This window comes from Bradyrhizobium sp. 2TAF36, from assembly GCF_052114925.1.
In the GTDB taxonomy this organism is placed as follows: Bacteria; Pseudomonadota; Alphaproteobacteria; order Rhizobiales; family Xanthobacteraceae; genus Bradyrhizobium; species Bradyrhizobium barranii.
Map to the genome: position 1 here is coordinate 52,874 of NZ_JBFRFR010000059.1, position 6,664 is coordinate 59,537.

5 protein-coding genes and 1 riboswitch are annotated in these 6,664 nt (G+C 65.4%); of the genes, 4 read left to right on the forward strand and 1 reads right to left on the reverse strand.

Annotated features, from left to right (window positions below):
• Positions 1 to 3: 3 nt before the first annotated feature.
• On the forward strand, positions 4 to 1,056 hold the full coding sequence (gene cobT, locus AB4Z51_RS30170) for a nicotinate-nucleotide--dimethylbenzimidazole phosphoribosyltransferase (protein WP_085403139.1): 1,053 nt from the start codon (positions 4 to 6) through the stop codon (positions 1,054 to 1,056).
• 6 nt (positions 1,057 to 1,062) lie between these two features.
• On the opposite strand, the gene AB4Z51_RS30175 is transcribed toward cobT, so the two are convergent.
• The gene (locus AB4Z51_RS30175) at positions 1,063 to 1,635 is read right to left on the reverse strand and encodes a histidine phosphatase family protein (RefSeq protein WP_085403140.1); all 573 of its coding nucleotides are present in this window, start codon (positions 1,633 to 1,635) and stop codon (positions 1,063 to 1,065) included.
• Positions 1,636 to 1,706: 71 nt separating this feature from the next.
• A riboswitch (cobalamin riboswitch) is annotated at positions 1,707 to 1,908 on the forward strand.
• Positions 1,909 to 2,023: 115 nt separating this feature from the next.
• Here AB4Z51_RS30175 and AB4Z51_RS30180 point away from each other — a divergent pair.
• From AB4Z51_RS30180 to AB4Z51_RS30190, 3 genes are all read left to right on the forward strand, one after another.
• Positions 2,024 to 4,396, forward strand: coding sequence for a TonB-dependent receptor (locus tag AB4Z51_RS30180; protein WP_085403141.1), 2,373 nt, complete (start codon positions 2,024 to 2,026; stop codon positions 4,394 to 4,396).
• Between the two features lie 12 nt (positions 4,397 to 4,408).
• Entirely contained in the window at positions 4,409 to 5,830 is a 1,422-nt protein-coding gene (locus AB4Z51_RS30185) for a PepSY domain-containing protein (protein ID WP_085403142.1), read from the forward strand.
• A 121-nt stretch (positions 5,831 to 5,951) separates the two neighbouring features.
• The coding region (locus AB4Z51_RS30190) for a maleate cis-trans isomerase family protein (protein WP_441498602.1) at positions 5,952 to 6,664 on the forward strand (713 nt) is incomplete at its 3' end.

The window sequence follows — 6,664 nt, forward strand, 5'->3', positions numbered from 1 at the left end:
AGCATGCTCCCCGAATGGGTCACCCGGAAATGCCCCGAGGTCTCCGCTGTCCATCGCGAGGCGGCGCTCGCGCGTCAGGCGCAACTCACAAAACCGGCCGGCGCGCTCGGCCGGCTGGAGCAGCTTGCGGTCGAGCTTGCGGGCCTGCAGGCGACCGAGCAACCGCGCGCTGCGCGAGTGCCGATCATCGTCTTCGCCGGCGATCACGGCATCGTCGCGCAGGGCGTGTCGGCCTATCCGCAAGGAGTGACCATCGCGATGATGGCGAATTTTGCCTCGGGCGGTGCCGCGATCTCGGTGCTGGCGCGTGAGCTTGGCTCAGGCCTGGAGGTCGTCGACGCCGGCACGCTGGCACAGGAGGAGATGGCAGGAATCGTCACCGACAAGCCGCGCAGCGGCACGCGCGACTTCAGCGTGGAAGCAGCGCTCACCCCCACGGAGCTGGCATTCGCCTTCGAAGCCGGTCAGCGCGCAGTCGCGCGCGCGGCAGCCGGCAGGCCCGATCTCCTGATCTTCGGCGAGATGGGCATCGGCAATACCACGACGTCGGCGGCGATTGCGGCGAGCCTGCTCGGCATCAGTGCCGAGGAGATCGCGGGCAGCGGTACCGGCGTCGACGCGGCCGGCCGCGCGCACAAGGCGGGTGTGATCGATGCGGCGATTGCGCATCACGGCATTGCGGGCGCTTCGCCGGAAAAAATCCTGTGCGCCGTCGGCGGCCTCGAAATCGCGGCGATTTGCGGCGCCATCATTGCGGCTGCGCAAGCCCGCGTTCCCGTGTTGATCGATGGCTTCATCGTATCGGTGGCGGCGCTGGCGGCGGTACGGCTGAACCCGTCGTGCCAGCCATTCCTGCTGCCGTCGCATCAATCGGCGGAGCAGGGGCATCGGCTGGTGTTGCGTGCGCTGAACGTGCAGCCGTTGATCAGCCTCGATCTCAGGCTCGGCGAAGGATCGGGTGCGGCCATCGCGCTGCCGCTGGTGCGGCTCGCGTGCAGCCTTCACAACGGCATGGCGACCTTCGCGCAGGCCAATGTGCCGGATCGCCCGGCCTGACCCGGCTCAAGCCGCGCGCTGATTGACCGCGACGACGCGCCAGCCGGTGGCGAGCCGGTCGATCCGGGTCAGTGACAACGGATCGATCACGAAGCGCAGGGCCGCTTGTGGTGTCAGATCCAGCGCAATGCAGAGCGCGGCGCGGATGGTGCCGGAGTGAACGACGAGCGTTGCCGAGCCGGCGCCGATTTGCGAGAGACCCAGCCGGACGCGCACGACCTGATCCTCAAAACTTTCGCCGCCCGGCGGCCGCCCGTGCGCCGGATCGCTCCAGAACTGCGCATAGGTCTCGCCGCCGGTCGCCGCGAGCTCGTCATGCCGCCGGCCGGTCCAGTCGCCAAAATCCTGCTCACTTAATTCGGGCACCAACGCGGGTTCGAGTCCCAGCGCGCGCGCCGTCTCAACCGTACGTCGCGCCGGGCTCGCCAAGCTCGCAGCATCTGGCGGAAGCCTCTGCCGCAACGCCTCCAGTTGCACGCGATCGCCGAGATCGGCGGGCGCGTCGGCCGCATGGATCGTCCCTTTGACGCCGTCGACGGGCGCATGCCGTATCAGCCAGAGGAAGGTCTCGCCTTCCATACCTATCTCCAAGGAAGTTGGTCGCGGTGGTAATAACGTCGCACCGGCACATTGACTCTGTCTTGTCGGTAATCCTAGATGGCTTTGACGGTTTCCCCGAGTGGGGATGAAAAGGGAATGCGGTGCGGGGATTTTGTCCCCAATGCCGCGGCTGCCCCCGCAACTGTAAGCGGCGAATCTTGCGTCACGAGCCACTGGGTATCTCGGTCCCGGGAAGGCGATGCAAGGTACTGACCCGCGAGCCAGGAGACCTGCCGTCAGCCGTGGTCACACGCGAAGATGTCGGTCGGGGAGTACAGACATTCGGCTTCATCGGAAGGCTCAAAGGCCGGAGGTGGGACCTGGTTCGCTGTGACGTGCCACTGACGTCATACCGAGGTCCCGAACTGTGTCTTCCATTCGTCTTGTACGACCGCGTTGCTTCCTGCTCGCTTCCGCCGCGCTTACTTCATTTGCAGTCGCCGATCTGCCCGCAGCGCTGGCGCAGCAGGCCCGCGAGCCGCTGCCGCCGGTCGAGGTGTCGCCCGCCCAATCCCGCAAACCGGCAAAGCCGGCGGCCCGGGACGCGCAGAGCCCACGCCGCGCAGCATCGCGCAGGCCAGCGGCCGCATCGGCCGCGGCCAAGCCCGTCGTGCCGACCGCGGCGGCGCAGACGCCGCTCAACACCAATGTGGTTGCCGAGAGCGCCTCGCGCCTCGGCCTGACCGTGCAGGAGACACCCGCGACCGTCGAGGTCATCTCGGCCGAGACCATGCGGGAGCAGGGCTATCGCACCGTGTCGGAGGTTGCGCAGGGCGCGGTCGGTGTCACCTCCGGCGACAATCCGGCCGAGCCCGCGGCTTTCTCCATGCGTGGCTTCACCAACAGCCAGATCAACATGCTCTACAACGGCATCAAGATCGGTCCGCAGAACATGACCTCGCGGATCACGGATACGGCCAATCTCGCAGCCGTGGAATTTTTGAAAGGTCCGGCCTCGCTAATGTCGGGCGAAGGTGCCGCCGGTGGCGCAATCAACTTGATCACGAAGCAGCCACACACCGGGCCGATCCGGAATGACGCTGACTTCTCCTGGGATTCGCTCAACTCGTTCGGCGTCCATTACGGCTCGGGCGGCAGCACCAATTTGCAGGGGCTCGACTACCGCTTCGACATCAGCCGCGCCTCGCTCAATGGCTTTGCCGACGACACCAATACCAAGACGCTGGATGTGTCTGGCCAGCTCAATTACCGCATCTCCGACAGCCTCAAGATCTGGGGCGCGATCGAGTACCGGGAAGATCGCTCGAAGGCCTATTGGGGCGCACCGCTGGTACCGGTCGCCTTCAGCAGTTCGCATGCGACGAGCGGGATTGTTTCGGGCAATTACGTCTCGAACTTCAACAAAACGAATCTCGGTGCGATCACGATCGACGATCGTACCTTCAACACCAATTACAACGTTCTCGACAACCGCAACGTGGCACAAGAGGTGTGGCTGCGCGGCGGCTTCGAACTGAAGCTGGCGCCTGACCTGACGCTGAAGAGCCAAGCCTATGCCTATGGCGCGGAGCGTACCTGGTTCAACAACGAGATCGAGGCTTTCAATGCCAGTACGGGCCTGCCCAACTCGAACATGGTCGATCGCGAGCGCTTCTATGTTGCACATAGCCAACGCCTTGTCGGCAACATTACCGACCTGATTTGGGACGCTAATATCGCAGGCTTCGACAACCGCCTGGTCACGACACTTTCGTCCAGCTATCTCGATTTCGTCAGGCCAGGCGCGGCCAACTTCCCGGACGATTACGTCTCGCTCGTCAATCCCGACCGTGGCCTTTACGGCCTGCTCACGACGCAGCAGCAGACCGCGCGCATCGACAACGAGGCGCTGTCGTTCGAGGACCGGGTGAAGCTCACGCGAACCTTCGCGCTGGTCGGCGGCCTCCGCGTCGAGCATATCGGGCTTGACCGCAACTCGACCGACGCCGCCGGGCTGGAAAAGGCGAACTTCCCGTTCTCGAAGTCCTGGGTCCCGACGACGGGTCGCATTGGCTATACCTGGGACGCCGTTCCCGGCCTGACCTTCTTCAGTCAGTACGCGACCGGTGCTGACGTCTCAGCCAACAACATCTTCCTGCTTGGGCCAGCCCAGCCGCTCGACCTGACGACCTCGCGCACCTATGAGACGGGCGTCAAGCATCTGTTGTGGAACAACAGGGCGGAATGGTCGTTCTCGGCCTACGATATCGAGCGCAAGAACGTCTATGCGGCGGCTGGCGGCATGCAGCTCAACATCGCGGGACGGCAGGAGTCGAAGGGCGTCGAGCTCGCCGCGGCCGTACGCCCGATCGATCCCCTGCGGCTCTGGGGCAACATCGCCTATGTCGATGCACGCTATGCCGACTACAATTTTGCCGGTGGTTCGTTCTCCGGCAACACGCCGCCGAACGTGCCGCGTGTCGTGGCCAATGCCGGTGCGTCGTACCGGTTCTTCACGCCCTGGCCGGTGGAGCTCGGCATCACGGGCCGCTATGTCGGCGACCGCTACAACACCGATGCCAACGTCGTGACGATGAAGGCCTACACCGTCGCCGACGTCTACGCCTTCGTCGACATCCCGAAGACGGTGTTCAACGCGGTCGACCAGGCCCGTCTGGGCTTCCGCGTGCGCAACATCACCAACAAGCGCTACGCGATCTGGGGCGATCCGTTCTATCCCGACCAGATCCTGCTCGGTGCGCCCAGGACCTATGAGCTCTCGGCCGCGTTCAAATGGTAGGGCGCTGACCACATGATGAACGCGATCGTGCTGCTGCATCGCTGGCTCGGGATCGCGTTCTGCCTGCTGTTCGCGATGTGGTTCGCGAGCGGAATCGTGATGCACTTCGTCCCGTTTCCGTCATTGGCGGAAGCGGAACGTTTTGCCGGGCTCGCGCCGGTGGCTGGCGGAGCGGTGAGGATTGCGGTCGCGGAGGCCGTCGCCGCGAGCGGGATCGCGGACGCCACGCGCGTTCGCCTGGTCCAGCGGAGCGACGGGCCGGTCTATGTCGTGTCGAACCCGTCGCGTGTGCGTGCGGTCCATGCCTCCGACGGACGGGATGCATCGGTGACGTCCGCCGACGTCGCGGTCGGTATCGCGCGGGATCATGCCCGGCAACGCGGGCTCGATGCCGCGCGGGCGTCGATGATTTCGGGCGCGGATTATGATCAATGGAGCGTACCCAACGGCTTTGATCGACACCGGCCTCTGTTGCGCGTCGCTCTTGGCGATGCGGCCGGAACCGAGGTCTATGTCTCCTCGCGCACCGGCGAAGTCGTGCTGGATACGACCCGCAGCGAACGCGGCTGGAATTGGGCCGGCAGCGTCCTGCACTGGATCTATCCGACGGTCCTGAGGAGCAACTGGTCCCTTTGGGATCGGGTGGTCTCGACATTGTCGCTGGTGGCTTTTATCGCCGCGACGCTCGGCGCGGTGCTTGGAACTATCAGGATCAGGATTCGAGGGCGCGGGGTTTCGTCGCCTTATCGCGGCTGGCACGCCCTGCATCACATCATTGGTCTCGTCGCGACCGTTTTCGTGCTGACCTGGAGTTTCAGTGGCTGGCTCTCGATGGATCACGGCCGGCTGTTCTCGCGCGGGGAACTGACCCCGACCGAAGCGGGCGTGGTGTATGCCGCGCCTGACTGGACGACGGCCCCACCGGTCGGTCAGCCGTCGGCTCGCGAAGTCGAATGGTTCGCCGTCAACGGTGTTGTCTACCGGCGCGACCGTACCGGCCTCGCCAGTCAGGCCTTGACCAAAACGGGGGAGGCGATCCGCAGCCGCCAGGTGGCATTCCTCGGCGAGAGGGATGTCCATGACCTGACGACGCGCCTTGCGCCGGGCTGTGGCGCCCCGTCCGTTCTAGCCGACAATGACGATTATCCCGCGCACTCCGTTGTCCCCGGAGCGCCCGTCTATCGCTCCCGATGCGGCGACCTCTGGTTCGACATCGACGGTGCCGACGGCCGCGTGCTGCAAAGACTGGATGCCTCGCGGCGCGCCTATCGCTGGTTCTATAGCGCGCTTCACACGCTCGATTTTCCCGTTCTCATGGCGCATCCGCGTCTGCGCGATATCCTGGTCGTCGGGCTCTGCTTGCTGGGGCTGGCATTTTCCGTCACCGGCATCGTCATCGGCTGGCGGCGCTTGCGGTCGACCTTCGCGGCTTGAGCTGCGTATCGAACAAATCATATGCGCCATGCAAATTGCGGGTTGCGCGGGCGATGGCAGGCGCGGATGATCCTCCGAGGGGGCGCAGCGGTGCGCTCTCTCAATGGGGCGATCGTGATCGATGTCAATTCAGCGCAAGCGCCTCGGCATGATTACCCCGTCGTCCAACTCGGTGCTGGAGCCCGTCACCAATTCCATGCTGCATGGCGTGGCCGGAGTCACCGTTCATTTCTCGCGCTTCCGCGTCACCGAGATCGCGCTCGATGCCGCGGCGCTGAACCAGTTCGATGCCTCGGTGATGCTGCCGGCGGCGGATCTGCTGGCGGACGCCAAGGTCGATGCCATTGCCTGGAACGGCACGTCGGCAAGCTGGCTCGGTACCGGCCGCGACCGGAGCCTGTGCGAAGCGATCGCGGCGCGGACCGATATCCCGGCGACGACCTCCACGCTCGCCTGCATCGACGCCGTCCGGGCGCTCGGCGCCGGACGCGTCGGCCTGGTCTCACCCTATACGGACGACGTGCAACGGCGTATCGGCGATGTCTGGGCCGAGGAGGGGATCGCCCCTCACGCCGAGCGGCATCTCGGCCTGCGCGATAACTTTTCCTTCGGTGAGGTCACGCCCGCGACGATCGCCGACATGATCCGCGCGGTCGCGGCGGACGGCGCCGATGCCGTCGTCATTCTCTGCACCAATCTCGACGGCGCCGCGCTGGCTGCAGCACTCGAACGGGAGTTGGGCATCGCCGTGCTGGACTCGGTCGCGGTCACGCTGTGGCGGACGCTCGAACTCGCCGGTGGCGACATCGCGGCCCTTACGGCGTGGGGCCGGAT